26 protein-coding genes are annotated in these 24,651 nt (G+C 71.2%); 7 read left to right on the plus strand and 19 right to left on the minus strand.

Translation table 11 applies throughout. From position 1 onward, the window contains the following. The first annotated feature begins 8 nt into the window (after positions 1-8). Positions 9-443 carry a peptidase dimerization domain-containing protein gene (locus V4F39_RS22565; RefSeq protein ID WP_332292275.1) on the plus strand — a complete coding sequence of 145 codons (435 nt, stop codon included), beginning with the start codon at positions 9-11 and terminating at the stop codon, positions 441-443. Positions 444-504: 61 nt separating this feature from the next. Then, a complete protein-coding gene (locus V4F39_RS22570) occupies positions 505-1,350 on the plus strand; it encodes an endonuclease/exonuclease/phosphatase family protein (protein ID WP_332292276.1) in 846 nt (281 codons plus the stop codon). On the opposite strand, the gene V4F39_RS22575 is transcribed toward V4F39_RS22570, so the two are convergent. After that, positions 1,337-2,650, minus strand: a complete 1,314-nt coding sequence (locus V4F39_RS22575) for an NAD(P)/FAD-dependent oxidoreductase (protein WP_332292278.1) — start codon at positions 2,648-2,650, stop codon at positions 1,337-1,339. The genes V4F39_RS22570 and V4F39_RS22575 overlap by 14 nt on opposite strands. On the opposite strand from V4F39_RS22575, the gene V4F39_RS22580 reads away from it, so the two are divergent. Beyond that, the gene (locus V4F39_RS22580) at positions 2,649-2,954 is read left to right on the plus strand and encodes a hypothetical protein (protein WP_332292279.1); all 306 of its coding nucleotides are present in this window, start codon (positions 2,649-2,651) and stop codon (positions 2,952-2,954) included. The two genes, V4F39_RS22575 and V4F39_RS22580, sit on opposite strands and share 2 nt — an antisense overlap. On the opposite strand, the gene V4F39_RS22585 is transcribed toward V4F39_RS22580, so the two are convergent. Both V4F39_RS22585 and V4F39_RS22590 read right to left on the minus strand, forming a co-directional pair. After that, positions 2,955-4,400, minus strand: a complete 1,446-nt coding sequence (locus V4F39_RS22585; protein WP_332292280.1) for an APC family permease — start codon at positions 4,398-4,400, stop codon at positions 2,955-2,957. Continuing rightward, positions 4,397-5,338 carry an SAM-dependent methyltransferase gene (locus tag V4F39_RS22590; RefSeq protein WP_332292281.1) on the minus strand — a complete coding sequence of 314 codons (942 nt, stop codon included), beginning with the start codon at positions 5,336-5,338 and terminating at the stop codon, positions 4,397-4,399. The genes V4F39_RS22585 and V4F39_RS22590 overlap by 4 nt, the downstream gene beginning before the upstream one ends. Positions 5,339-5,507: 169 nt before the next feature. Here V4F39_RS22590 and V4F39_RS22595 point away from each other — a divergent pair, with 169 nt between their 5' ends. Then, on the plus strand, positions 5,508-6,218 hold the full coding sequence (locus V4F39_RS22595) for a GntR family transcriptional regulator (protein ID WP_332292283.1): 711 nt from the start codon (positions 5,508-5,510) through the stop codon (positions 6,216-6,218). Here the strand turns inward: V4F39_RS22595 and V4F39_RS22600 are convergent. From V4F39_RS22600 to V4F39_RS22650, 11 genes are read right to left on the minus strand one after another with little or no spacing between them, the layout of a single operon-like run. Next, positions 6,202-6,843 (minus strand): 3-oxoacid CoA-transferase subunit B, encoded by a 642-nt coding sequence (locus V4F39_RS22600; protein ID WP_332292284.1) that lies wholly within the window; start codon positions 6,841-6,843, stop codon positions 6,202-6,204. The two genes, V4F39_RS22595 and V4F39_RS22600, sit on opposite strands and share 17 nt — an antisense overlap. A 2-nt stretch (positions 6,844-6,845) precedes the next feature. Then, a complete protein-coding gene (locus V4F39_RS22605) occupies positions 6,846-7,550 on the minus strand; it encodes a CoA transferase subunit A (RefSeq protein ID WP_332292285.1) in 705 nt (234 codons plus the stop codon). A 32-nt stretch (positions 7,551-7,582) separates the two neighbouring features. After that, positions 7,583-8,617: a phosphotransferase gene (locus tag V4F39_RS22610; RefSeq protein WP_332292287.1), complete on the minus strand. Its 1,035-nt coding sequence runs from the start codon at positions 8,615-8,617 to the stop codon at positions 7,583-7,585. Further along, positions 8,614-9,804: an acyl-CoA dehydrogenase family protein gene (locus tag V4F39_RS22615; RefSeq protein ID WP_332292288.1), complete on the minus strand. Its 1,191-nt coding sequence runs from the start codon at positions 9,802-9,804 to the stop codon at positions 8,614-8,616. The genes V4F39_RS22610 and V4F39_RS22615 overlap by 4 nt, the downstream gene beginning before the upstream one ends. A gap of 31 nt (positions 9,805-9,835) precedes the next feature. Next, positions 9,836-10,615 carry an SDR family NAD(P)-dependent oxidoreductase gene (locus V4F39_RS22620; protein WP_332292289.1) on the minus strand — a complete coding sequence of 260 codons (780 nt, stop codon included), beginning with the start codon at positions 10,613-10,615 and terminating at the stop codon, positions 9,836-9,838. A 47-nt stretch (positions 10,616-10,662) separates the two neighbouring features. Then, on the minus strand, positions 10,663-11,535 hold the full coding sequence (locus tag V4F39_RS22625; protein ID WP_332292290.1) for a MaoC/PaaZ C-terminal domain-containing protein: 873 nt from the start codon (positions 11,533-11,535) through the stop codon (positions 10,663-10,665). Positions 11,536-11,550: 15 nt separating this feature from the next. Further along, positions 11,551-12,819, minus strand: a complete 1,269-nt coding sequence (locus V4F39_RS22630) for an ABC transporter substrate-binding protein (protein WP_332292291.1) — start codon at positions 12,817-12,819, stop codon at positions 11,551-11,553. Between the two features lie 5 nt (positions 12,820-12,824). Next, a complete protein-coding gene (locus tag V4F39_RS22635) occupies positions 12,825-13,544 on the minus strand; it encodes an ABC transporter ATP-binding protein (RefSeq protein ID WP_332292292.1) in 720 nt (239 codons plus the stop codon). Then, a complete protein-coding gene (locus V4F39_RS22640; protein WP_332292293.1) occupies positions 13,537-14,286 on the minus strand; it encodes an ABC transporter ATP-binding protein in 750 nt (249 codons plus the stop codon). Before V4F39_RS22640 ends, V4F39_RS22635 begins: the two co-directional genes overlap by 8 nt. Continuing rightward, positions 14,283-15,326: a branched-chain amino acid ABC transporter permease gene (locus tag V4F39_RS22645; RefSeq protein ID WP_332292294.1), complete on the minus strand. Its 1,044-nt coding sequence runs from the start codon at positions 15,324-15,326 to the stop codon at positions 14,283-14,285. Before V4F39_RS22645 ends, V4F39_RS22640 begins: the two co-directional genes overlap by 4 nt. Continuing rightward, positions 15,323-16,207 (minus strand): branched-chain amino acid ABC transporter permease, encoded by an 885-nt coding sequence (locus V4F39_RS22650; RefSeq protein ID WP_332292295.1) that lies wholly within the window; start codon positions 16,205-16,207, stop codon positions 15,323-15,325. Before V4F39_RS22650 ends, V4F39_RS22645 begins: the two co-directional genes overlap by 4 nt. Before the next feature lie 125 nt (positions 16,208-16,332). Between V4F39_RS22650 and V4F39_RS22655 the strand changes: the two genes are divergently transcribed. After that, positions 16,333-18,069, plus strand: a complete 1,737-nt coding sequence (locus V4F39_RS22655; protein ID WP_332292296.1) for a thiamine pyrophosphate-binding protein — start codon at positions 16,333-16,335, stop codon at positions 18,067-18,069. A 44-nt stretch (positions 18,070-18,113) separates the two neighbouring features. Then, positions 18,114-19,049, plus strand: coding sequence for an SMP-30/gluconolactonase/LRE family protein (locus V4F39_RS22660; protein WP_332292297.1), 936 nt, complete (start codon positions 18,114-18,116; stop codon positions 19,047-19,049). An 89-nt stretch (positions 19,050-19,138) separates the two neighbouring features. Here V4F39_RS22660 and V4F39_RS22665 read toward each other — a convergent pair whose 3' ends face one another. Continuing rightward, entirely contained in the window at positions 19,139-20,113 is a 975-nt protein-coding gene (locus V4F39_RS22665; protein WP_332292298.1) for an AraC family transcriptional regulator, read from the minus strand. A gap of 150 nt (positions 20,114-20,263) precedes the next feature. On the opposite strand from V4F39_RS22665, the gene V4F39_RS22670 reads away from it, so the two are divergent. Further along, positions 20,264-21,106, plus strand: a complete 843-nt coding sequence (locus V4F39_RS22670) for an oxidoreductase (protein WP_332292299.1) — start codon at positions 20,264-20,266, stop codon at positions 21,104-21,106. Between the two features lie 31 nt (positions 21,107-21,137). Here the strand turns inward: V4F39_RS22670 and V4F39_RS22675 are convergent, their stop codons facing one another. From V4F39_RS22675 to V4F39_RS22690, 4 genes are all read right to left on the minus strand, one after another. Further along, positions 21,138-22,376: a type II toxin-antitoxin system HipA family toxin gene (locus V4F39_RS22675; protein WP_332292300.1), complete on the minus strand. Its 1,239-nt coding sequence runs from the start codon at positions 22,374-22,376 to the stop codon at positions 21,138-21,140. Then, positions 22,366-22,635 carry a helix-turn-helix domain-containing protein gene (locus V4F39_RS22680; protein WP_332292302.1) on the minus strand — a complete coding sequence of 90 codons (270 nt, stop codon included), beginning with the start codon at positions 22,633-22,635 and terminating at the stop codon, positions 22,366-22,368. The genes V4F39_RS22675 and V4F39_RS22680 overlap by 11 nt, the downstream gene beginning before the upstream one ends. Before the next feature lie 161 nt (positions 22,636-22,796). Further along, positions 22,797-23,591, minus strand: coding sequence for an enoyl-CoA hydratase-related protein (locus V4F39_RS22685; protein ID WP_332292304.1), 795 nt, complete (start codon positions 23,589-23,591; stop codon positions 22,797-22,799). Continuing rightward, positions 23,588-24,640: a zinc-dependent alcohol dehydrogenase gene (locus V4F39_RS22690; protein WP_332292305.1), complete on the minus strand. Its 1,053-nt coding sequence runs from the start codon at positions 24,638-24,640 to the stop codon at positions 23,588-23,590. The genes V4F39_RS22685 and V4F39_RS22690 overlap by 4 nt, the downstream gene beginning before the upstream one ends. Positions 24,641-24,651: the final 11 nt, after the last annotated feature.

Genomic DNA, 24,651 nt, shown 5'->3' on the forward strand with positions numbered 1-24,651 from the left:
GTCACAACATGAAGAGAACGCTTCGTTCCCTGGTGTTCACCGCCTGCGCGCTGGCGGGCATGTCGGCCTTCGCGCAGCAGTCCGGCGCGGTGCGCATCGAGTTCCAGGGCCCCGGCGGCCACAGCAGCAGCAACTACGGCCGCACGAGCGCCGTGCACGCTGCGGGCCGCGCGGTGATCCTGATGCAGCAGACGCTGCCGGCCGGCAGCTACACCGTCACCAACCTCACCGGCGGCAACTCGGTCAACAGCATCGCGTCCGATGGCCTGATCGAACTGCGGCTGAGGGCGGCGGATGCCACGGCCTACCAGGCGCTGGTCGCGGCGGTCACCGAGATCGCCAACGCCGGCGCGGCCGCGGAAAACGCGTTCCGCAACGTCAAGGTCGGCGACCTCACCGCCGGGGCGCCGGCGTGGATCCGGGCGACGGTGACGCAGCCCTGAGCTGAGGCGGGCTGAGAATGCGACGGGCGCGGGTCACTCCGCGCCCGTCGAGGAGCCTGCCATGCAACTCATCACCTGGAACACCCAATGGTGCCGCGGGCTCGACGGCACCGTCAGCCCCGAGCGCATCGTGGCCGCCGCACGCGCGATGGCCGACTTCGACGTGCTGTGCCTGCAGGAGATCGCCCAGGGCCTCGAGGCCCTGCCCGGCCGCCCCGGCGACCAGCCCGCCGAGATCGCCGCGCTGCTGCCCGGCTTCCGGGTGTTCTTCGGCGCCGCGTGGCACGACCCGCGCCCCGACGGCGACGACCAGCGGTTCGGCAACCTCGTCGCCACGCGCCTGCCGGTGGTGCACGTGCAGCACCATCCGCTGCCGTGGCCGGCGGATCCCTCTGCCGCCACCCTGCCGCGCATGTGCACGGTCGTGACCCTGTGTGATCCGCAGCTCGGTGCGGTGCGCGTGATGACGGCGCACCTCGAGTACGGCTCGGCCGTGCAGCGCCTCGCGCAGGCGCACGCGCTGCACGACCTGCACGCCGAAGCCTGCGCACGGGCGGCCGCCCCGCACCGCCCGCCGTCGCCGGACCGCCCGCCCCCGCGTGCACGCGTGCACACCGCCGAGGCGATCCTGTGCGGCGACTTCAACGCGCCGCCGGCGTCGCCCGAGCTCGAGGCGATCCGGTCCGCCGCCGGCCCGGCGCGGCTGCACGACGCCTGGCCGATCGTGCATCCGGGCCGGCCGCCCGCGCCCACGTTCGCGCTCTACGACACCACCTACGCGCCGGCACCCGTCGCGTTCGACCATGTGCTGGTCAGCGGCGGCCTGGCGGGCAGGGTCGCGGACCTGCAGGTCGACGCGGCCACGCGGGCCTCGGACCACCAGCCGCTGCGGCTCACCCTGCGCTGACGGGGCGCCGGGCGCGCGCCGCGAAGCGGCCCGGGCTGAAAGGCGCCAGGCACGGCTGCGGCGGCGCCCCCGCCAGCATGGGCGCCACCCAGCGCGCCGTGCGGGCCGAGCCGCCCAGGCCGACGTGGCCATGGCCGAAGGCCAGCACCACGTCGGGCGTGGCGGCCGACGGCCCGATGCACGGCAGCCCGTCCGGCGTGCTGGGGCGGTGCCCCAGCCAGCGCTGCACGCCCGCGTCGCCGGCCGCTGCGGGCAGCCCGCCGAACATCGTGCGCAGATGGCGGTGCAGGATGTCGGCGCGCCGCCAGTCGGCCGGTGCCGCCAGCCCTGCGATCTCCACCTGCCCGGCCGCCCGCAGGCCGCCGTCCATCCAGTGCGCGATCAGCTTGCCGTCCGCGACCATCACCGGCGTGCGCGGTCCGTGGCGCGGGCCCGCGATCTGCACGTGGTAGCCCCGCTCCGACTCGAGTGGAACGGCCGAGCCGACACCGGCGGCCAGGGCCGCCGACCGGGCCCCCGCACAGAGGGCGGCTGCGTCGCAGGCGATCTCGCCGGCCTCGGTCAGCACCGCCCGCAGGCGGCCGGCTTCGACGCGGAAACCCAGGGCCCGCGACGGCAGCACGGTGGCGCCGAGCGCCTGCGCATGGCGGTCCAGGGCGGCGACGTAACGCCCCGGATCGCGGCAGTGGCCCGCCTCGCCGACGAAGATGCCGAACGTGTAGCGCGGATCGAGGTCGGGCTCGCGCAGGCGCAGCGTGGCGGCGTCCCATTCCTCCCAGCGCACGCCGGTGCGCGCGCGCACCCGCCACCCGAGCGCCTCGCCCTCGAACTCCCGGCGCGAACGGTAGGCATGCAGCAGCCCGCGCTGCTCGATCAGCTGCGGCACGCCCGCCTCCGTGGCCAGCTGCCGGTGCAGCGCGGGCGCATCCGACAGCATCGTCCGCAGCGCATCGGCCGTGCGCTGTACCCGCGCCTCGGTCCATCCCGAGGCCAGGTAGCGCAGCAGCCAGGGCAGCGCCTTCGGCAGGTAGCGCCAGCGCACCGCGAGCGGCCCCATCGGGTCGGCCAGCCAGCCCGGCACCTTGCGCCACGCGCCCGGCAAGGCGGGCGGCACGACGGAGTGCGAGGACAGCCAGCCGGCATTGCCGTAGCTCGTCGCATGCGGCCCGCCGGCCGTTGCGGGCTCGACGATCGTCACGCGCAGGCCGGCCCGCAGCGCCTCGATCGCCGTGGCGCAGCCCACGGCACCGGCGCCGATGACGACGGCATGGCGACGGGGATGCGGGTCTGGGGGCGTCATGGGGTGTCCTCGATCGATCAGGGTTCGAGGGGCCACTATACGCAGGCGCCCGCCTCACGGCCTGACCGCGCTGCACACCAACGGCCGGAACGACCTGAACACGCACTTCGCTGGCTGGGAGACCGGCCGCTACGACCGCTACCCGTGGATGGTGCTGGGCTGGGTGGCTGCCAGGCGCGGTGAGGTGGCGAAGGCCCGCACGCAGATGGCCATGATGGTGGGCCGCTTCACCGCCGACCGCGGGACAGTGACCATCAACGAGCTGGGCTTCTACCAGCGCATCGTCGGCCTGATCGGCGCCTGATCAGGCGCGGCCCGCCAGCCGCGTGCCCGCGGCCCGCTCCGAGCGGCGCACCGCCTGAAGCAGCAGCAGGCCCGTGACGAGCACGGCCACGCCGACCCAGGCCGCATTGAAACCACCGAGCTGCTGCGACTGCACGTACGACAGGCTCGACCACAGCATGTAGCCGCAGCTCATGCAGAAGAGGGCCGGCACCACGGGGTACAGCGGCACGCGAAAGGGCCGTGGATGCCCCGCGCCGATCCGGCGCAGCCGGAACAGGGCCAGCCCGGTGAGCAGGAAGAACAGCCAGAACACCGGCGCGGTGTACTCCACCATCGCCTTGAAGCCGCTGCCGAACGCCGTGCCGAGGCCGATCAGCACCAGCGCGAGCACGCATTGCGCGACGAAGCTGTTGGGCGGCACGCCGCGGTGCGCATCCCATGCCGCGAGGAAGCGCAGCTGCGGCCAGTCCTGCCCCAGCGCGCTGGCCGTGCGGGCGCCGACGATCAGGGTCGCGTTGATCGAGGTGAGCGCCGCGACGGCCACCATGGCCGCGACCAGCTTGCCGGCCGCCGGGCCGAAGGCCACGGTCAGCACGTCGGCCGCCACCGTCTGCGAGCGTGCCATGCCGTCGAGGCCGAGCGTGGACCAGTAGGCCCAGTTCACCACCAGGTACAACACGGTGATGAGGCCCACCGACAGCAGCAGCGCCCACACGATGGTGCGGCGGTGCTTCAGGTCGGCGCTGATGTAGGCGGCGTCGTTCCATCCACCGAAGGTCAGCAGCACGAACACCATCGCCAGCCCGAGCGCCGAGAGCGACAGCGTGGCGGACGGCGTGCCGGGCGCCGGCGCCGCGTACGGCGCGGCACTGCCGCCGGTCCACCAGAACCAGGCCGCCGCGGCGACGATGAGCACGAGACCGCCCACCTCGACGAGCGTGAGCCACGACTGCGTGGCCGCCCCCTGGCGGATGCCCCGGATGTTGATCGCCGTCAGCACCACCACCGCCAGTGCCGCATAGAACGCGCTGCCGTAGCGCCCCAGCGGCAGCAGCTGCGACAGGTAGTCGCCGAACACGAAGCCCAGCAGCGCGACCGAGCCGGTGGTGATCACCGAGAACCTCGCCCAGGCATACAGCAGCGCCACGCTGCGGCCGAAGGCCCGCGACAGGAAGTGGTACTCACCGCCGCGGCTCGGGTACGAGGACGACAGCTCCGCATAACAGAGCGCGCCCACCACCGTGAAGAAGCCGCCCGCGATCCACAACGCGAACAGCCAGCCTGCCGATGGCACGTTGGCCGCCACCAGCGAGGGCGCCTTGAAGATGCCGGCGCCGATGGCCACGCCGACGATGATGGCGATCGCGTGGCGCATCCGCAGCGGCGGCGCCGTCCCCGCCGCGGCAGAGGCGGCATCGGTGCTGCCGGGGGGGCTGGCCTGCCGCGTGGGGCAGGCCTGCGTCATTGGGATGCTCCGAGCGCCCGGAGCGCCGCGCCGTCCTCCTCCTCGCTCGGCGCGACCCCGGCGATCGGCTGCGCCGCCTCGGTGCGCTCGGCCTCGAACGGCACGGGCGCCGATGCGCCGTTGGCCACCGTGCCGACGATGCGGTTGCCGCTCACCTTGCCGGTGAAGCGCAGCATGGCGCCGGCCGTGTCGCGCACGCCGAAGCTGAGCGCGTCGCCCGACAGTTCCGGCCGCACGATGCGCGCCGTCAGCCCCTCGAAGCGGGCATCGCCTTCCAGCATCTGGTACTTCTGCGTGAACTCCAGCGTGCTCGGCGCACGCGCCAGCCGCGGCGCGGTGAGCCGCCAGTGCCCCGAGGCATTGGCGGGGATGGTCCACCGGTACACCTGCCCGGTGCCGGCGCGGGCGAACTCGTCGGGCAGCCAGTCGCCCATGTCGAACGAGTGCGAGACGACGCGCGTGCCGGGGGCCATCGCGAACAGCAACGGCCGCAGCCGCAGGTTGAGCTGCGGCAGCAGGTACATGGTGACGACCGTGGCGCTGGAGAAGTCGGTCTTGAAGATGTCCGCTTCCTGGAACGACACCTTGTCGGCCACGCCGGCCTCGCGGGCGAGGCGGTTCGACAGCGCCACCATCTTCGGGTTGTACTCCAGCCCCCATGCCCGGGCGCCATGGATGCGTGCCGCGGCGATCGCGATCTTGCCGTCGCCCGAGCCCAGGTCCACCACCCGGTCGCCCGCCTTGACCTCGGCCATCTGCAGCATGCGCTCGACGACGACGTCGGGCGTCGGCACCCAGACCACGTCCTTGCCGGCCTGGCCGGACATGGGTGTGTAGTCGTTGTCGGGTGACGAGGCCTGTGACCAGGCGCCCGACGACACGCCGGACAAACCGACGAAGGCGGCCAGGGCCAGCACGCTGCGGCGGGAGAAAGGCATCGGAACTCCTTGACGTGGTCGGCCGAAGTTCCTACTGTGCCGGCCCGCGCACTTAAGTTCCGAAGACTTGTGCCAAGGCGTTTCGCTCGGTGGCACCGCCGCGGCGGCATGGAGTGCGGTAGGCGGGTTTACACGGTCCGCGATGCCGCCGCAGCGGCAGAATCCCGCCATGCCGCGGCACACCCCCTCCTCCCCCGCCACCGCCCCGCAGGGCGCGACCGACAGCGTCTTCTTCGGCATCGTCCAGGGCCTCGAGGCGCAGACGCTGGTGCCCGGCCAGCGGCTGGTGGAGGCCGACCTGGCGGTGCAGTTCGGCGTGGGCCGCAACTCGGTGCGCGAGGCGCTGCAGCGGCTGGCCGCCGAGGGCATCGTCGAACTGAGCCGCCACAAGGGTGCGGCCATCCGCTCGCTGTCGCTGCAGGACACGATGGACGTGCTCGACGTGGCCGAGCGCATCACGGGCCTGCTGGCCCGCTCGGCCGCGCGCGGCGCCGCATCGCCGCAGGCGGCGGTGCCGAAGGCGGCACTCGCCGCCGCGCTGGAGGAACTGGCCGGCGCCGCGGCCTCGGGCGACCCTGCAGCCTTCGGCGCGGCGCGGCGGCACTTCTACCGCGCACTGCTCGAGCTGTCGGGCAACCGTGAACTCCGGCGCCTGTTCCCGGCGATCCAGATGCCGATCGTGCATGCGCAGCACCGGCTCGCGTCGCTGCAGAAGCTGCGGCTGGACGACTACCGCCGCATCGGCAAGGCCGTGCTGGGCGGCCAGGAAGCCGCGGCGGACGAGGCCGGCATGGCGCACGTGCAGCACGTGCGGCAGGAGATCCTGCAGCGCCACGCCGTGGCGGCGGGCGCTGCCGCCGCCGTCAGAACAGCAGCCTGACGCCGGTCTGCTGCTGCAGGTGCTCGGCGCTCACGCCCGGGGCCTGCTCCACCACCTTCAGGCCTTCGGGCGTCACGTCCATCACGGCCAGGTCGGTGATGATGCGGTCGATCACGCCCACGCCGGTGAGCGGCAGCGTGCAGCGCGGCAGGATCTTCTGGTCGGTGCCGCCGTCCTTGCGGCGCGCCACGTGCTCCATCAGCACCACCACGCGCGGCACGCCGGCCACCAGGTCCATCGCGCCGCCCATGCCCTTGACCATCTTGCCGGGGATCATCCAGTTGGCCAGGTCGCCCTGCTCGCTGACCTGCATCGCCCCCAGGATGGACAGGTTGATCTTGCCGCCGCGCACCATCGCGAACGACTGGTCGCTGCTGAAGATGGCGGTGCCGGGGATCGTGGTCACCGTCTGCTTGCCGGCGTTGATGATGTCGGCGTCGACCTGGTCCTCGGTCGGGAACGGGCCGATGCCCATCATGCCGTTCTCGCTCTGCAGCCAGACCTCGATGCCGGGCGGCACATGGTTGGCCACCAGCGTCGGGATGCCGATGCCGAGGTTCACGTAGAAGCCGTCCTGCAGCTCGAGCGCCGCGCGGGCGGCCATCTGGTCTTGTGTCCAGGCCATGGTCAGGCTCCTTGGGCGCGCACGGTGCGCTTCTCGATGCGCTTCTCGGGGCTCGGGTTCACGACGATGCGGTGCACGTAGATGCCCGGCAGGTGGATGTCGTCGGGCGCGAGTTCGCCGTTCTCCACGATGCGCTCGACCTCCGCGATGCACAGCCTGCCTGCCATCGCCACCGCCGGGTTGAAGTTGCGCGCGGTGTAGCGAAAGCGCAGGTTGCCGGCACGGTCGGCCACGTCGGCCTTGACCAGCGACAGCTCGGGCACCAGCGAACGCTCCAGCACGTAGGTCTCGCCGTCGAACTCGCGCAGCTCCTTGCCTTCGGCCACCTGCGTGCCCACGCCGGTCTTGGTGAAGAAGGCCGGGATGCCGGCGCCGCCGGCGCGCAGCTTCTCGGCCAGCGTGCCCTGCGGCGTGAACTCCAGCGCCAGCTCGCCGGCCAGGTACTGGCGTTCGAACTCCTTGTTCTCGCCCACGTAACTGGCGATCATCTTGCGGATCTGCCGCGTCGCCAGCAGCTTGCCCAGGCCGAAGTCGTCGACCCCGGCGTTGTTGGAGATGGCGGTGAGGTCGCGCACGCCCGAGTCGCGCAGCGCGTCGATCAGCGCTTCGGGGATGCCGCAGAGGCCGAAGCCGCCGACGGCCAGGGTCTGGCCGTCGCGCACCACATCTTGCAGCGCCGCCTGGGCGCAGGGGTAGAGCTTGTCCACGTCGTGGTCTCCTTCGTTCTTCGTGTCGGGGGTCAGCGGCCGCCGCGGGCCTCGATCGCCGCGGCCTGCTGCCACGCCAGGTCGGCCACGCGCGCGAAGCGGTCGCCCATCGCCTGGGCGTCGGCGCTCGACGCGGTGCCGCGCGCGGCGCGGCCGCGGATGCCGTGCAGGATCGCGGCGAAGCGGAACATGTTGAACACGACATAGAAGTCGAGGTCGGGGATGCCCGCGCGGCCGGTGCGCGCGCAGTACGCGGCCACGTACTGCGCCTCGGTGGGCAGGCCATGCGCGGCGAGGTCGATGCCGGCGATGCCGCCGAGGATGTCGGGCGGCATGCGGAAGGTCATCGCGTTGTAGGCGAAGTCGGCCAGCGGGTCGCCCAGCGTCGACAGCTCCCAGTCCAGCACCGCCAGCACGCGCGGCTCGGTGGGGTGGAAGATCATGTTGTCGGCGCGGAAATCGCCGTGCGTGACGGCGGTGTCGTCGGCCGCGGGAAGGTGCTGGGGCAGCCACTCCACCAGCCTGTCCATCGCCGGATGGCGGCCGGCCAGCGTGTCCTCGAGGTACTGCTTCGACCAGCGCGCGATCTGGCGCGACACGTAGCCGCCTGCGCGGCCGTAGTCGGCCAGGCCGATGGCCGTGTAGTCGACGCGGTGCAGCGCGGCCAGCGTCGCGTTCATCGCGTCCATGTAGGCGGCGCGCTGCTCGCGCGGCACGTCGGAGAAGCTCGCGTCCCAGAAGATGCGGCCCTCCACCATGTCCATCACGAAGAACCAGCTGCCGATGACGCCGTCGTCGGTGCACAGGCCGTACACCGCCGGCACCGGGAAGCCCGCCTTGGCCAGCGCGGCCATCACGCGCGCCTCGCGTTCCACCGCATGCGCGCCCTTCAGCAGCGGCCCTGGCGGCTTGCGGCGCAGCACGTAGCTGCGCGCCGGCGTGCGCACGCGGTAGGTCGGGTTCGACTGGCCGCCCTTGAACTGCTCCAGCGTCAGCGGCCCTTCGAAGCCGGCGACGTTCTGCTGCATCCAGCGCGTGAGGCGCTCCACGTCGACCGGCGCCGTCATGCCGCCACCTCGCGCATTGCGTCGCGCTTGATCTTTTTGGCCAGCGACCACTTGTGCACTTCGGTCGGGCCGTCGTAGATGCGGAAGGCGCGGACCTCACGGAACACCTGCTCGACGATGCTGTCGCGCGAGACGCCGCTGCCGCCCATCACCTGCACGCAACGGTCGGCCACGCGGAAGAGCGCGTCCGACACCGCTACCTTGGCCATCGAGCTTTCGACGGTGGCCTGCGAGCCGGTGTCGAGCACGCCGGCGCACCAGTCGATCATCAGTGCCGACTGCTGCAGGTCGATCAGGTTGTCGGCCAGCATGAAGCCCACGCCCTCGTGGTCGATCAACAGCTTGCCGAAGGCCTTGCGACGCGTTGCGTAGGCGGTGGCGATCTCGTGCGCGCGGGTGGCCGCGCCCAGCCAGCGCATGCAGTGCGACAGGCGCGCCGGCGACAGCCGCACCTGCGCGTAGATGAAGCCTTCGTCCACCGCGCCCAGCACCTGGTCGGCCGGCACGCGCAGGTGGTCGATGACGACCAGCGCGTGGCCGCCGGGCATGGAGCTGTCGATCGTGTCGAGCACGCGCTCCGTGCGCACCGCGGGGTGCGGCAGGTCGACCAGGAACATCGTCGACTGCGCGCGTTCGCCGCTGCCGGTGCGCGCCATCACGATGCCGACCGACGCGCCTTCAGCCCCCGTGATGAACATCTTGCGGCCGTTGATCACCCAGTCGGCCCCGTCGCGCACCGCCGTGGTCTGCAGCATCGACGGATCGGAGCCCGCGCCGCCCTCGGACGCCGGCTCGGTCATGAAGAAGGCCGAGCGCGCCGTGCCCGCCACCAGCGGCGCGAGGAAGCGCTGCTTCTGCGCCGGCGTGCCGATCTTGCCGATGAGGAACATGTTGCCCTCGTCCGGTGCCATCGTGTTGACAGCCACCGGACCGAGCGGCGACAGGCCCGAGCGCAGCAGCACCGCGGCGGTCTCCCGCTGGGTCAGGTGGCTGCCGTCCTCCAGGATGTGCGGCGTCATCAGGCCGGCGGCGCGGGCCTGGGCGCGCAGCTCGTCGACCAGTTCGGCCGTGGGGCCGTGCGGCGTGCAGCGGGCGTCGCCCTCGTAGGGCGCCACGACGTCGCGCACGAAGCGCTCGACGCGGTCGGCCAGGTCGCGGCTGCGGTCGCTGGGGCTTGGGAGGTACATGGTCGGCCTTTCCGTCATGTCGGGTGGGGGTTCACAGCGTGCTGACGAGGTGCCCGCCGTCGACGGCGAGGACCGAGCCCGTCATGTAGCGAGAGGCGTCGGAGGCCAGCAGCATCAAGGGGCCGTCCAGATCGTGCAGCCGGCCCAGGCGCCGCTGCGGGATGCGCTTGACGAGCGCCTGGCCGGCCTCGGTCTGCCAGAAGTCGCCGTTCAGCTCGGTCTCGATGTAGCCCGGCGCCAGCGCGTTGACGCGGATGCCGTGGCGCGCCCATTCCAGCGCCAGCGTCTTGGTGAGCTGCACCACGCCGGCCTTGGAGACGGCATACGACACGACGCCGCCCGCCTGCCGCAGCCCGAGGATCGAGGCCACGTTGACGATGGCGCCGCCGCCGCGCTCGCGCATGCCCGGCGCCACGGCCTGCGCCATGAAGAACAGGCCCTTGAGGTTGGTGTCGAGCACCGTGTCCCAGTCGGCCTCGCCGTGCTGCAGCGCGGCGCCTTCGCGCACGACGCCGGCGTTGTTGACGAGGATGTCGATGGGGCCGATGGCCGCGACCGCGGCGGCGCGCGAGGCGGCATCGGTCACGTCGAGCGCCACGGTCGTCACGCGGCCGTGCTGGCCGGCCCGGCGCGCCGAGGCCTCCAGCGCCTCGACGCGCCGCGCAGCCATCACCACCTCGGCGCCGTGCGACGCGAGCAGCGCCGCGAAATGCGCGCCCAGGCCGCTGGACGCGCCGGTCACCAGGGCCCGCTTGCCTGCAAGCTGCCGGTGCGGCGTGTCCGGCACCGGTGCGATGGTCGATGTCTCCATGCCCTTATTGTGGGGCACGATTGTCCTACAATACAAGCCGCCTGTGATCAGGCCCAGGCCGCCAGGCCGTGATCGAGCACCACGACGTCGCGCTCGACGACGCGGCAGCGCAGCTGCGCCTCGTGGTCGCCGTTGAACCACAGCTCGGTGCTCAGCGTCTCGCCCGGATAGACCGGCGAGGTGAAGCGCACATCGAGCCGCCGCAGCCGCTGGGCATCGCCGCCGCAGGCCATCGTCACCACCGCGTGGCCGGCCACGCCGTAGGTGCACAGCCCGTGCAGGATGGGCCGCTCGAAACCCGCCTCGCGTGCCACGGCCGGGTCGGCGTGCAGGGGGTTGTCGTCGCCGCTCAACCGGTAGATCAGCGCGGCGTTCGGCGCCGTCTTGAAGCGGAAGCTGCGGTCGGGCCGGCGATCGGGCACCGGCCGCAGCGCCTGCACCGGGGCCTTCGCGGCCGGCTCGCCCCCACTGAAGCCGCCGTCGAAGCGGCAGAACGCGGTGGACTGCAGCGTGCACAGCAGCCGGTCGTCGTCCTGCCGGCGGATCTCGCGCGATGTATAGACCAGCGCACCGCGCCCGGGCCCCTTGTCGACGATCTCGTCGACGCGGGTGCGGCCCACCACCACCGCATCGGTGGGCAGCGGCTCGTGGATCGTGAGCCGCTGCTCGCCGTGCACCACGCCCTCCCAGCGCACGCCGGTGTCGGGCTCGCGCAGCCAGAAGCCGCCGTAGCCGATCACCACCGGCATCGTCGGCAGCATCTGCAGGCCGCGCTCGTAGGTGAAGCGCAGCTGCGCCTCGTCGAGCGGGTCCTGCCCCAGGCCGATGCCCAGCGCATATAGGATGCAGTCGCGCGCGGTGTAGTGCTGCACCACGTCGGCGAAGGGCCGCGCCTTCAGGCGCGGATAGTCGATGGCCACGGTGCCTGCCTTTCTTCAGATGTTGCCGCGCTGGCCCCAGGCCGGCAGCGGCATGGCCACCGGCTTGGCCAGGCCGAAGGGCTCGGGCGCGATGGTGACGATCTTGCGCGCACGCCACTGGTCGTAGGTGGGGAAGGCGCGGGTGTTGCTCTGCGTCTTCGGGTCGAACTTGACGCCCCAGCCGACGATGGTCGAGCCCGCCGGCAGGTCGAGTGCCAGCGCGGCCTGCCGGATCTTCTCGACGTCCATCTCGCCGGCCGCGGGCAGCAGCCGCTTGAGCAGCAGGTTCATCGCGGTGAAGCCCATGCCGGTGTGGGCCGACGGCAGCCGCCCTTCGAAGCGCTTGGGATGCTGCTCGTGGAAGCGCTTGAAGAGCGCCGCCGCCTCCGGCGTGAGGCCGGCCGGGTTGATGTTGACCGAGGTGCCGGCGTTGAACACGCCGTTCACGTCGTCGAGCAGCGCGTCGGCGTAGTCGCCCACGTTGTGGCCGCCGCCGTTGCCGATCACCGCCTTGAAGTTGAGCCCCGCCTCGCGCGACTGGCGCGCGAAGAGGATGCAGTCGGGCGTGTACTGGCAGGCGATCAGGATGTCGGGCTGCAGCGACTTGTAGCGCTGCACGAACGACGACATGTCGGTGGTCTTGTAGCTGTAGCTGGTGGCGTCGACGATCTGCACCTTCTTCTGTGCCAGCCAGGCCTTGGCGCCTTCGGCGATCGCGGTGCCGTTGGCCGAGTCTTCCGTCAGCAGCGCCACCTTGGCGCCCGCCAGGTCGAGCCCGCAGCCGGGGATGGCCACGTCGGTGGCGAAGCGCGCCGCCCCCGCGCCCAGTTCGGTGGCCGGGTAGATCATGCGGAACAGGTACTTGAAGCCGCGCTTGGTGATGTCGTCGGCCACCGCGCCCTGCTCCAGGTACAGCACCTTGTTGCGCTCGGCCACCTGGCTGGCGGGCAGCGAGATCGAGCTGGCGTACGAGCCGACGATCACCTTCACGCGGTCGCGGCTGATGAGGCGGTTGCACTGCGAGACGGCCTCGGTCGAGCTGGGCACGTCGGCGATCGCGAACTCCACCGGCCGGCCGAACACGCCGCCCTCCGCGTTGGCCCATTCCTGCGCGAGCTGGAAGCCGCGGTATACGTCGTTGCCGAGCGTGGCCAGCGGGCCCGACATGGGCAGCAGCACGCCGATGCGGATGGGCTCCTTCTGCGCCCACACCGCGGGCGCGGCCAGCGTGGCCACGGCACCGCCGGCGAGCGAGTTGAACGAGCGTCGTGTGATGGGCTTCATCGTCTTCATCTCCGGTGTGTGCCGAGGCCGAGATAGATGCTGCGCACCTCGGGGTTTTGTGAAAGCTCGCGGCCGGTGCCCTGCAGCACCACGCGGCCATGCTGGATCACGTAGGCGCGGTCGGCGATGGCCAGCGCATGTCCGACGTTCTGTTCGACGATCAGCAACGTGACGCCGCTGTCGCGGATCGCGCGGATCGCCTCGTACACCCGTGCGACGGCCACCGGCGCGAGGCCGAGCGACACCTCGTCGAGCATCAGCACCTCGGGCATCGCGACCAGGCCGCGCGCGATGGCGCACATCTGCTGCTGGCCGCCCGACAGCGTGCCGCCGAGCTGCTCGGCCCGCTCCTGCAGCACCGGGAAGAGCTGGTGCACATGCGCCAGCCGGTCGGCCAGGTGCGGCCGCGCACGGCGCGAATAGGCGCCCAGCTCCAGGTTGCGCCGCACGCTCATGCGCGGGAAGAGCCGGCGCCCCTCGGGCACCAGGATCACGCCGCGCTCGACGATCTCGTCGCTGGGCCGGCCCGAGAGCACGCGACCGTCGAGCGTCACGCTGCCGGCCGTGGGCTTGATGAGCCCGGCGATCGTGCGCAGCAGCGTGGTCTTGCCCACGCCGTTCGAGCCGACGATGGCCACAACCTCGCCGGGCTTGACTTGCAGGTCGACCCCGAAGAGCACCTGCGTGTCGCCATAGCCCGCCTGCAGCCCCTGCACTTCAAGCATCGGCGGCCTCCGTTTCCAGCGCGGCGGCCGGCGCATCGCCCAGGTAGGCGCGGATCACGCCCGGGTCGGCCATCACCGCCAGCGGCGCGCCGTCGGCGATCTTGCGGCCCAGGTCGAGCACCACGATGCGGTCGCACACGCTCATCACCGCCTCCATGTTGTGTTCGACGAACAGCACGGTGGTGCCCTCGTCGCGCAGTTGGCGGATGAGGTCGAGCATGCCGGCCACCTCGCTCGCGTTGAGGCCGGCCAGCACTTCGTCGAGCAGCAGCATGCGCGGCCCGGTAGCCAGCGCGCGCGCCACCTCGATGCGCTTCTTCTCGGCCGTGGTGAGCGAGGGCGTGGGCACGTCGAGCCGCGCGCCCAGGCCCACACGGCGGGCGATGGCCTCGGCCGCGACCTGCGCGTCGGCCACCGCGCGGTGGTGCAGCAGGCTGCCGGTGACGATGGTGTCGCGCACCGTCATCGACGAGAACACCTGCGGGATCTGGAAGGTGCGCGCCAGGCCGCGCTGGCAGATGCGCGCCGAGTCGAGCCCGGCGATGGAGCGGCCTTCGAACAGCACCTCGCCCTCCTCCGGGCCGAAGGCGCCGGCGATGACGTTGAACAGCGTGGTCTTGCCGGCGCCGTTGGGGCCGATGAGCCCGACGATCTCGCCGGCCTCGACGTGGAAGTCGACCTTGTCCACCGCCACCAGGCCGCCGAAGCGCTTGGTGAGTTGCTTCACCTGCAGGAGCGTCATGCCAGCCCTTCCTTCGCCGCGGCCTGCGCCGCCTTCTTCGCTGCCTTCTGCGCCGCCGGCCCGCCGCGGCGCCTGCGCAGCTTCGCCAGGCCGCCGAGCAGCCCTTCGGGCAGCAGCACCACGATCACCACCAGCAGCAGGCCGTAGACGATGAGGTGCGTGCCGGCGCCGGCATGGCCGAAGGCCTCGACCAGGAACTCGCGCAGCGGCAGCGCCAGCAGCGCGCCGATCACCGGCCCGGCCAGCGTGCCCACGCCGCCGAGGATGGCCATCAGCGCCAGGTCGACCGAGAAGCTGATCGTGAACACCGTGCCGGGCTCGATGTACATCACGTACTGCGCCATCAGCGTGCCGCCGATCGACGTGAGGAACGCGCTCACCACGAAGGCCAGCAGCTTGTAGGGCCGCACCGCCACGCCGGCGGCGTCGGCCGCCTCCTCGCTGTCGCGCAGCGCGCGCAGGTAGTAGCCGGTGTAGCTGCGCGACAGCACGAAGGCCGCGGCCAGCACCAGCACCAGGTACGCGCCCGCCAGGTAGGCATAGGCCCAGCGCTCGGCGAACACCATGTTCCAGAACGACGGCTCGAAGTTGATGCTCAGGCCGTAGGGCAGCTCGATGTGCTTGCGCGAATAGATGAGCAGGATGCGCACCGTCTCGCCGAAGGCCAGCGTCGTCATCGCGAAGAACACGCCGCGCATGCGGAACGCGGGGTACGCGATCAGCACCGCCAGCAGCACGCTGATGAGCCCGCCGGCCAGCATGCCCAGCCAGGGCGTGATGCCGAGGTAGTTGTAGAGCACGGTCGAGGTGTAGGCCCCGATGCCGAAGAACGCGGTGTGCCCCAGCGAGAACTGCCCCGCGATGCCGCCGACGATGTTCCAGGCCGAGGCCAGGCCCGCGTACAGCAGCGCCAGCACCATCAGGTTCAGGTAGTAGTCGTTGGAGGTGGTCATGGGCAGCACCACCGTCATCAACGCCAGCAGCAGGAGCCAGGCGCCGTCGCTGCGGCGCAGTACGAGGTAACGACGGATCAGGTTCATTTCAGGGCCTCTTTCTCGGCGCCCTTGACGCCGAGGATTCCGTGGGGCCGCATCGCCAGCAGCAGGATCAGCAGCACGAAGTGCGTCGCCTCCTTCAGGTCGGGGCTGACGAAGCCGGTGAACGACTCGACGACGCCGAGCGCGATGCCGCCGATCACCGTGCCCACCACGCTGCCCAGGCCGCCCAGCACCACCACGACGAACGACACCAGCACGAAGAACGAGCCCACCGACGGGAAGGCGTAGAAGCTCGGCACCAGCACCGCGCCCGCCACGCCGGTGAGCGCAATGCCCAGCCCGAACGTGGCGAGGAACACCTTGCCCGGGTTGACGCCCATCAGCCGCGCGGCCACCAGGTCCTGCGAGACGGCCTCGATCGCGCGGCCCAGGAAGGTGGTGCGCAGGAAGACGATCACCGCCGCGAGGATGGCCACCGCGAAGCCGAACGCGACGAGCCGCGTGCTGCTCACCGCCACGCCCAGCACCGCCATCGATTCGCCGCCGGAGGGCATGACCTGGATGGTCCGGTAATCGCCCGACCACAGCAGCAGCGCCAGGTTCTGCAGCGCGATGCCGAGGCCCAGCGTCGCGAAGACCTGGGTCATCTCGGACTTGTAGATCGTGAAGCGCATCAGCAGGGCGTAGAACAGCACGCCCACCAGGAAGAAGCCGGCGGCGATCAACGGCGCGCCGTAGTACGGGTTGACGCCCGTCTTCACCATCAGCCAGTAGCCGGCGTACATGCCGAGCATCAGGAACTCGCCGTGCGCGAAGTTCACGACCTTGGCCACGCCGAAGATCAGGTTCAGGCCCAGCGCGCCGAGCGCGTACACGCCGCCGAGCAGGACGCCTGAGACCAGCAGTTGCATCACCGTTTGCATCGGGGTTGTCTCCACCTTTCCGCCGCAGAATATATTCTGTAAGCTGTATTTCATTGGATGCAGCAACGCGGCAGGTGTCAAGAGGGAGAACACCGGCGACGCATCCGGCGAAAGGCTTGGGTCCCATGACCGTCAACAGAACCCTGGGCGGCGACAGTGCCGCCGTGCCCGACCTGATCGCGCAGGTGCTCGAGGAGGCCGGCATCACCGCGGTGTTCGGCATCTCGGGCGGCCACACCGGCCGCATCTTCGGTGCGCTGGAAAAGCGCCAGCAGCGCATCCGCACGGTGCTCGTGCGCGAGGAATCGCTGGCCGCGGTGATGGCCGAGGTCTACGGCCGCCTCACGCGCAAGCCCGGCGTGGTACTGGGCCAAGGGCCGTGGGTGCTGGGCAACGGGCTGGTGGGCACCATCGAGGCGCGGCTCTCCAGCTCGCCGATGCTGCTGCTGACCGACTTCAGCGACACCCCGCCCTTCTCCTTGCACGGCCCCTACCAGTCGGGCACCGGCGAATACGGCAACTGGGATGCGCGGCAGGCCTTCTCCGGCGTGGTGAAGCAGGTGTTCGCGGCGCACGAGCCCATGCCCGCCGTGCACGCCACCCAGCTCGCGATCAAGCACGCGCTGACGGGCCAGCCCGGGCCGGTCGCGGTGATCTACAGCCTGAGCGCGCTCACCGGCCGGGTCGATGCCGATTCGCAGCCGCGGCTCTACCCCACGCAGCACTACCTCCCCACACCGCTGCCGCCGGCCGACCCGGCGCGCGTGGCCGCGGCCGCGGGCGTGCTGCAGGCGGCGAAGCGGCCGGTGCTGATCGCCGGCAACGGCGTGAGGCTGGCCGATGCGTTCGGGCCGCTGCAGGCGCTGGCCGAGGCGGCCGGCCTGCCGGTGGTGACCACGCCGTCGGGCAAGGGCGGCCTGGCCGAGACGCACCCGCTCGCCCTCGGCGTGTTCGGCACCTTCGGCACGCCGGCCGCCAACGCCTGCGTGGCCGAGGCCGACGTGGTGCTGGTGGTCGGCTCCAAGCTCACCGCGTCGGACACCGCCCGCGAGCACCCTGCCCTGCTCGACCCCGAACGCCAGACCTTCATCCAGATCGACGTGGAGCCGCGCAACGCGTCATGGACCTTCCCGGCCGAGCACGTGCTGATCGGCGATGCCGCCACCGTGCTGGGCCAGCTGCAGGCCGCGCTGAAGCAGCCCTCGGCCGCCGCCGGGCTGGCGCGTGTGCGCGAGCACCGCGAAGCGCTGGGCCACTTCGCCGGGCCCGCCTACCGCAGCGAAGCCAGCCCGCTGCTGCCGCAGCGCATCATCGCCGCGCTGCAGGAGCACCTTCCGGAGGACACGGTGATCTGCTGCGACGCCGGCGAGAACCGCATCTTCATGACCCATTGCTACCAGACGCGCCGCGCCGGCCACTTCATCCAGGCCGCGGGCGCGGGGCCGATGGGCTTCGCGATCCCCGCCGCGCTGGCGGCCAAGCTGCTGCACCCCGGCCAGCCGGTGGTGGCGGTGTGCGGCGACGGCGGCTTCGCGATGACGATGAACGGGCTGATGACCGCGGTCGAGCAGGACCTGCCCATCGTCACCGTGATCCTCAACAACCAGGCGCTGGGCTGGTCGCTGCATTCGCGCGGGCCCTTTGCCACGCGCCTGGGCGATTTCGACCACGCCGCCATCGCCCGCGGCGTGGGCTGCGAGGGCGTGCGCATCACGCAGGCCGCCCAGCTGGGCCCCGCGCTGCGCAAGGCCGTGGCCGCGCGCCGGCCCACGGTGCTGGACGTGTTGACCTCGCTCGACGTCTCGTTCGAAGACTTCAGCTCGCCGCTGGCCCGCGCCACGCCGGCGCCCCGCGTCGACTGACGCACCACCCTTCCCGCTCTTTCCGCCCCCGCACAGGAACGCCCATGACCCCTGAACTGAAAGAAGTCGCCACCGGCCTGCGCTTCCCCGAAGGCCCGATCGCCCTGCCCGATGGCAGCATCGTGCTGGTGGAGATCGAGGGCCAGCACCTCACGCGGGTGCAGCCCGACGGCACCATCGAGCGCATCGTGCACCTGCCGGGCGGCCCCAACGGCGCGGCGATCGGCCCCGACGGCCTGTGCTACGTCTGCAACAACGGCGGCTTCGACTGGCACGAGTCGGCCGAGCACGGCACACGCCCCATCGGCCAGGCACGCGAATACAGCGGCGGCCGCATCGAGCGTGTGGACCTGCGGACCGGCCGCGCCGAGGTGCTGTACGAGGCCAGCGACACCGGCCGCCTGCGCGGGCCGAACGACCTCGTGTTCGACCGCCAGGGCGGCTTCTGGTTCACCGACCTCGGCAAGACCCGCGCACGCGAGGTCGACCGCGGCAGCGTCTGCTACGCCAAGGCCGACGGCTCGATGATCCGCGAGGTGATCTTCCCGATGTGGACGCCCAACGGGGTGGGCCTCTCACCCGACGAGAAGACGTTGTACGTGGCCGAGACCTTCACCGGCCGCGTGTGGGCCTTCGACATCACCGCGCCCGGCGAGATCGCCAAGCAGCCCTGGCCGCACTCCCCCAACGGCGGCCGGCTGCTGGCCGGCCTGCCGGGTTACCAGCTCTTCGATTCGCTGGCGGTGGACGGCGAAGGTCACGTCTGCGTGGCCACGCTGGCCAACGGCGGCATCACCGTGATTCCGCCCGACGGCGGCGCGCCCACCCACGTGCCCATGCCCGACGCGATGACGACCAACCTCTGCTTCGGCGGGGCCGATCTGCGCACGGCCTACATCACGCTGTCGAGCACCGGCAGGCTGGTGTCGATGGAATGGCCGCGGCCGGGGCTGGGGTTGAACTGGCTGAATACGCGGTGAGCCGTGATGCCCCGCCAGGCATGCCCCAGTGGCCTGAATGCCCTTCAGCATCACACGCTGACGCGAACGAGAACCTGCCGATGCTTCGCTCAATGGGACGACACATAGGGGTCGCCCTCCGCCGCGGCGGGAAGCGCAAATGCGGCACGCAGCCGGTCCGCCTCCCGTAGCGGGCTGCGCCCGAAGAAGCGCTTGAACTCCCGGCTGAACTGCGACGGGCTCTCGTAGCCGACCTGGGCGCCCGCCTGGGCGGCCGTGATCGCCTGGCGGACCAGCAGCAGCCGGGCCTGGTGCAGCCGGGTCGATTTGAGGTACTGCAGCGGCGAGACCTGCGTCACCTGCTTGAAGTGGGCATGGAAACTCGCACTGCTCATGCCCGCCGTTTCCGCCAGCGCGGCGACTTTGAGCGGCGCGGTGTATTCGGCATGGATCCGCCGTATCGCACGCGCGATCTTGCCGAACTGCCCCTGCGCGGCCAGTGCTGCACGCATCGACCCTCCCTGCGAACCCAGCAGCGCGCGGAAATACAGCTCGCGAAGAAGGCTGGCACCGAGCACCGCGGCATCCACCGGTGACGCCATCGCTTCCAGGAAGCGCAGCACCGTTGCTTGCAGCATCGGCTCCAGCGTCGACGACACCATGCCCTTCGGCGCGGCCACCGGAAGATGCGCGGCCGCTTCGTCGATCTCCATCAGCAGGTCCGCCACGACACGGAAATTGAGCCGCACGTACAGCGCCAGCAGCGGCTGCGCGGGCGACGCATCCGTCTCCATCGAGAACGGCAAGGCCACCGAGACCACCAGGTAGTGCTGGGTGTCGTAGCGCAGGACCTCGTTGCCGAAATAGCCGCGCTTGCGGCCCGAGCAGACGATCACGATGCCCGGCTCGTAGAGCACGGGGGTGCGCATCAGCGGGCGGTCGGAACGGAGGTACCGCACCTCCGGGACCGGGCTGAGCGTGTACCCCTCGACCGGCGCGAGCCGGCGCAGCAGTTCGACGGTGCGCGACTGGACCCGAGTGTCGAGAAGGTTCGCGGTGGAAGGATCGCATGCAGGATCAGGCACGGCAGCGACTGTGCCATGCCTGCACCTCGTCGACCGTTCCCGTGCCGGTCGCTCAGAGGATCAGGCAATGCATGCAGAGGATTGCCCCTGGCCTTGCCGGGGCACGGACTCCTACGATGACTGCACGTTCACCCCACAGGGACTGCAAGGATGGCCTACGCCAAGACCTTCTTCATCACGGGCGTCAGCAGCGGCTTCGGCCGCGCGCTGGCAGACGCGGCCGTGGCGGCCGGGCACCGTGTCGTCGGCACGCTGCGGCAACCTGACGCGCTGCGTGCGTTCGAGGACGCCCATGCAGGCCATGCGATCGGCCGCCTGCTCGACCTGACCGACGAAAGCGCCATTGCCCAGGTGGTGCAAGAGGTCGAGCAGGCCGTCGGGCCGGTGGACGTGCTGGTCAACAACGCCGGCTACGGGCACGAAGGCATCCTCGAGGAATCGCCGCTGGCGGCCATGCGGCATCAGTTCGAGGTGAACGTGTTCGGCGCCGTGGCCGTCACCCAGGCGTTCCTGCCGTTCATGCGCCAACGCCGCCGTGGCCACATCGTCAACATCACCTCGATGGGCGGGCACGTGACCATGCCGGGCATCGCCTACTACTGCGGCAGCAAGTTCGCGTTGGAAGGCATCTCGGAGGTGCTGTGGCGCGAACTCAAGCCGTTCGGCGTGCATGTGACGGCCGTGGCGCCGGGGTCGTTCCGTACCGACTGGGCAGGCCGGTCGATGGTGCGCAGCCCGCGCAGCATCGCCGACTACGACACACTGTTCGATCCGATCCGCAAGACGCGCGAAGCGCGCAGCGGGCGCCAGCCCGGCGACCCCGCACGGGCTGCGAAGGCCCTGCTCGCCCTGGTCGAGCATGAGGATCCGCCGCCGCACCTGCTGTTGGGCAGCGATGCGCTCAGGCTGGTGAAGGACAAGCTGCAGCAGATGGGCGCGATGATCGACGCCTGGGAACCGGTGACCCGGTCGACCGACGCGCCGGTGGCTTGAAGCGGGGGCGCCGGCGGGTGCTGCCCACCCATCAGCGGAAGCGCGCGTACGCACGCCCGTCTTCCCAGGCCTGCGCCATCTGCGCCCGCAGCGTCCCGGGGACACGCGCGTCCCCCTTGGCCTCATCCAGCGTCTTGCCCATCGCCTCCGCGATCCGGGCCAGCACATCGGCGGGCTGGGCGACACCGCAGACGCGTCGACCGAAGTCCAGCAGCTCTTCGGTCGTCGGATAGGCTCTTGTCCGGTGCTTGCCCGCGAACAACTTGAGCGCCAGCGTGCGGTCCTCGAGTTCAGGCCCACCCGGCGACCTGGTGTACTTGTAGATGGAGGTCGTCACCACATCGAACAGGGGCGCCAACCACACGTCGTCGCGCGAGCGGTAGAGCAACCCGAAGTTCTTGAGGTGCGCATCGCCGTTGCGGACCATGACGGAGAAGGCCACCTGCTCGAAGAAGCGGTGAAGGTTGCTGCTGTGAAGCTGGAACTGGCGCAGCAACTCGGCGATGCGCTGGTAGCTGCCCTGGTACTTGCGGTCCGACAGGACGTCGCGCACACGCAGCCCCGCCAGCGCCGCGATGTCTTCGAAGCCGAGCCGCTCCAGCCGCCCATCGCCATGGACGACCAGGTCGAAGCGGTCCAGGACCAGCATCTGGCCGTCGTCGGACAGCGCGAACGACGGCACCTCGATGCCCGCGTGCCGGGCGGCCGTCAGGCACAGGTATTCGTTGGCCGCCAACCCGGGGTAGGCCGCGCTGGCCGCCTTGACGATGAGCGACGGGATGGGCACCGTCGGCCGGTCCGGCACCATGATCTTGGGCTGCATGCCTGCGATGCCCGCACCCGTGCTCAGGTAGGCCGCCACCAGCTCGCTGAAGACCTCCGGCGTGTATCTCGTGGCCAGCAGTTCGCCCTTGCTCAGCGTCCGCGGCCAGGAGGGCGCAGCCTGGTCGGGCAGGCTGTACCCCAGCCGGCCGATCCCGTTGCGCCCGACCAGCGCCAGCATGTGCATCGGCGTCATCGGCTGTTTCGGGAACAGCGCCCGTATCCGCATGAACAGGTCGCCTTCGGGAAGGTTCTGGTCCATCGGGGGAAACAGGTCGCCGTCCTGCCAGGTGAGGCGCTCGCTGGGCGGCATCAGCAGGGCCACCGTCGGCTGCTCCGGATCCGGCGCCATGTACCGGAACTCGTAGGTGGAGGCTCGCAGCAACTGGCCCGCCTGCGCCGCATCTCCGATGGAGACATTCAGCAGGCGGATCCGCTCAGGGAGCATCGTCGTCGTCCTGGAACCGCGCGGCGACTTCGCTGGCGGAAGGCAGCCCGGACCGCTCCAGCCGCAAGGCCAGGCCGAGGGCGCCCAGCACCGCCAGCAGCGAGGAGACCGTGGCGTCTTCGCCCGCTTCGAGGCGGTAGATGACCTCCCGGACTTTGCCCGAGCGCTCGGCCAGTTCGGATTTGCTCATGCCCAGGGCTTCGCGCTGTTGTTTCAGCTGAAGCCCCAGTTCGTCCGGCAACCTGATCTTGTCAGCCATGGCTGACATCATATCCATCCGCCGGCCAGTTTGTCAGTTATAGCTGTCAATCCATCGCCATGGACTTCAACGCAAAGCGCAAGCCATGCCTAGCAAAATGCACGCTAGCCATGCATTTCGCAAGGCATGGCTTGCATTTTTTGCCCAACGTCCGCCTGCGCTCAGCGCCCCTGCCACTTCGGCGCGCGCTTCTCGATGAAGGCGCGCGGGCCTTCCTGGTAGTCCTCGGTGAGCGCAAGCGCGCTCAGGCATTCGGCCGACAGCTGGCGCAGCTCGGGCTCGCTCAGGTCGGCCGCGGCGCGCACCACGCGCAGGCTGTCGCGCACGGCCAGCGGTGCGTTCTGCGCAATGCGCGCGGCCAGGGCCAGCGCGGCCGCCACCGCCTGCCCCGGCGGCACCAGCCGGTTCAGCAGCCCGGCCTGCCAGGCGCGCTGCGCATCGATCGGCTCGCCGGTCAGCAGCATCTCGGTGGCGAGCGCCTGCGGCACGCGGCGCGGCAGGCGGTACACGCCGCCGGCCGCGGCGATCAGGCTGCGCATCACCTCCGGCAGGCCGAAGCTGGCGCGCTCCGACGCGACGATCAGGTCGCAGGCCAGCACCAGCTCGAAGCCGCCGGCCAGCGCCTTGCCGTCGACCGCCGCGATCCACGGCTTGCTGCGGCGCGCATAGGCCAGGCCCGCGAAGCCGCCGCGCTCGGTGCGCAGGCTGGCGCGGCGGCCGGCGGCGATCTCCTTCAGGTCGGCACCGGCGGAAAACACCTCGGCGTGCGCGCTGGCCAGCACCACCACGCGCACGTCGGCATCGGCCTCGGTGCGGTCGACCAGCGTCTCCAGTGCCTGCGCCAGCTCGCCGTTGACGGCGTTGCGCGCGGCAGGCCGGTCGAGCGTGATCAGCGCGGTGTGGCCGTCACGGCGTTCGAAGCGGACGACCTCGGCGGCTGCCGTGCCGGCCGTCATGCCGGCACCCCGCCGGGCCGCAGCACCACCTTCGACACGTCGCGCGCCCGCGAGCGCTCGAAGCCGCCGATGGCGTCTTCCAGCCCGAGCTGCAGCGACACGAAGGGCCGCACCTGCTCGGGCATCTCGATCAGCCGGCGGGCCATGATCTCCCACGAGGGCCGGCGCGACGCGTGCGCGCCGCGCAGCTGCTGGCGGTTGCGCACCAGCGCCGTCAGGTCGATCTGCGCGGGTGTGGCGTGGATGCCGGCCGAGACCAGCACGCCGTCCTTGCGCAGCACCGACAGGCCATCGGCGATGCTGGCCGGGTGGCCGGTGGCCTCGAACACCACGTCGGCCTCGCGCCCGTTCGTGAGCGCGAGGAACGCACTGCGCAGGTTGCTGAAGAGCGCCAGGTCGAGTGTGTCGGTCGCGCCCACCTGCAGCGCGGTGGCCAGGCGCGCGGTGTCGTTCATGCCCGCCACCACCACCTGCGCCGCCCCGCGCCAGCTCGCCGCGCGCGCGATGGCCTGGCCGATGGTGCCGGGCCCCAGCACCAGCACCACGTCGCCGAAGTGCACGTCGCCGACGTTGGCGGCGTTGTCGCCCACGCACAGCGGCTCCAGCAGCGCGGCCAGCACCGGGTCGGTGCCGGGGTGCAGCTTCACGCAGCTCAGCGCGGGGACACGCACGAAGCGCGCAAACGCGCCGTCGCGCGTGAGCCCCACGGTGCGGCGGAAGTTGCAGCGCTGCGGGAAGCCGGCCGCACAGTCGGTGCAGCGCATGCAGCCGATGGTCGGGATCGGCGCGACGAGATCGCCCTCGGCCAGGCCCGACACCTCCGGTCCGACGGCGGCAATGCGGCCGCAGAACTCGTGGCCGAGCGTCACCGGCAGGCGGCTGCTCATGAAGGCATAGCCGTCGGTCCAGTCGTAGACGTGCACGTCGGAGCCGCAGATGCCGGCCGCGGCCACCTCGATCAGCACCTCGCCGGCCTCGGGGCGGCCGGGCTCGGCCACGTCCTGCAGCACCAGGCCCGGCGCGGGGGCGGTTTTTCTGAGAGCCAGCACGGTGTGTGTCC

This window comes from Aquincola agrisoli (assembly GCF_036621135.1).
In the GTDB taxonomy this organism is placed as follows: Bacteria; Pseudomonadota; Gammaproteobacteria; order Burkholderiales; family Burkholderiaceae_C; genus Aquincola; species Aquincola agrisoli.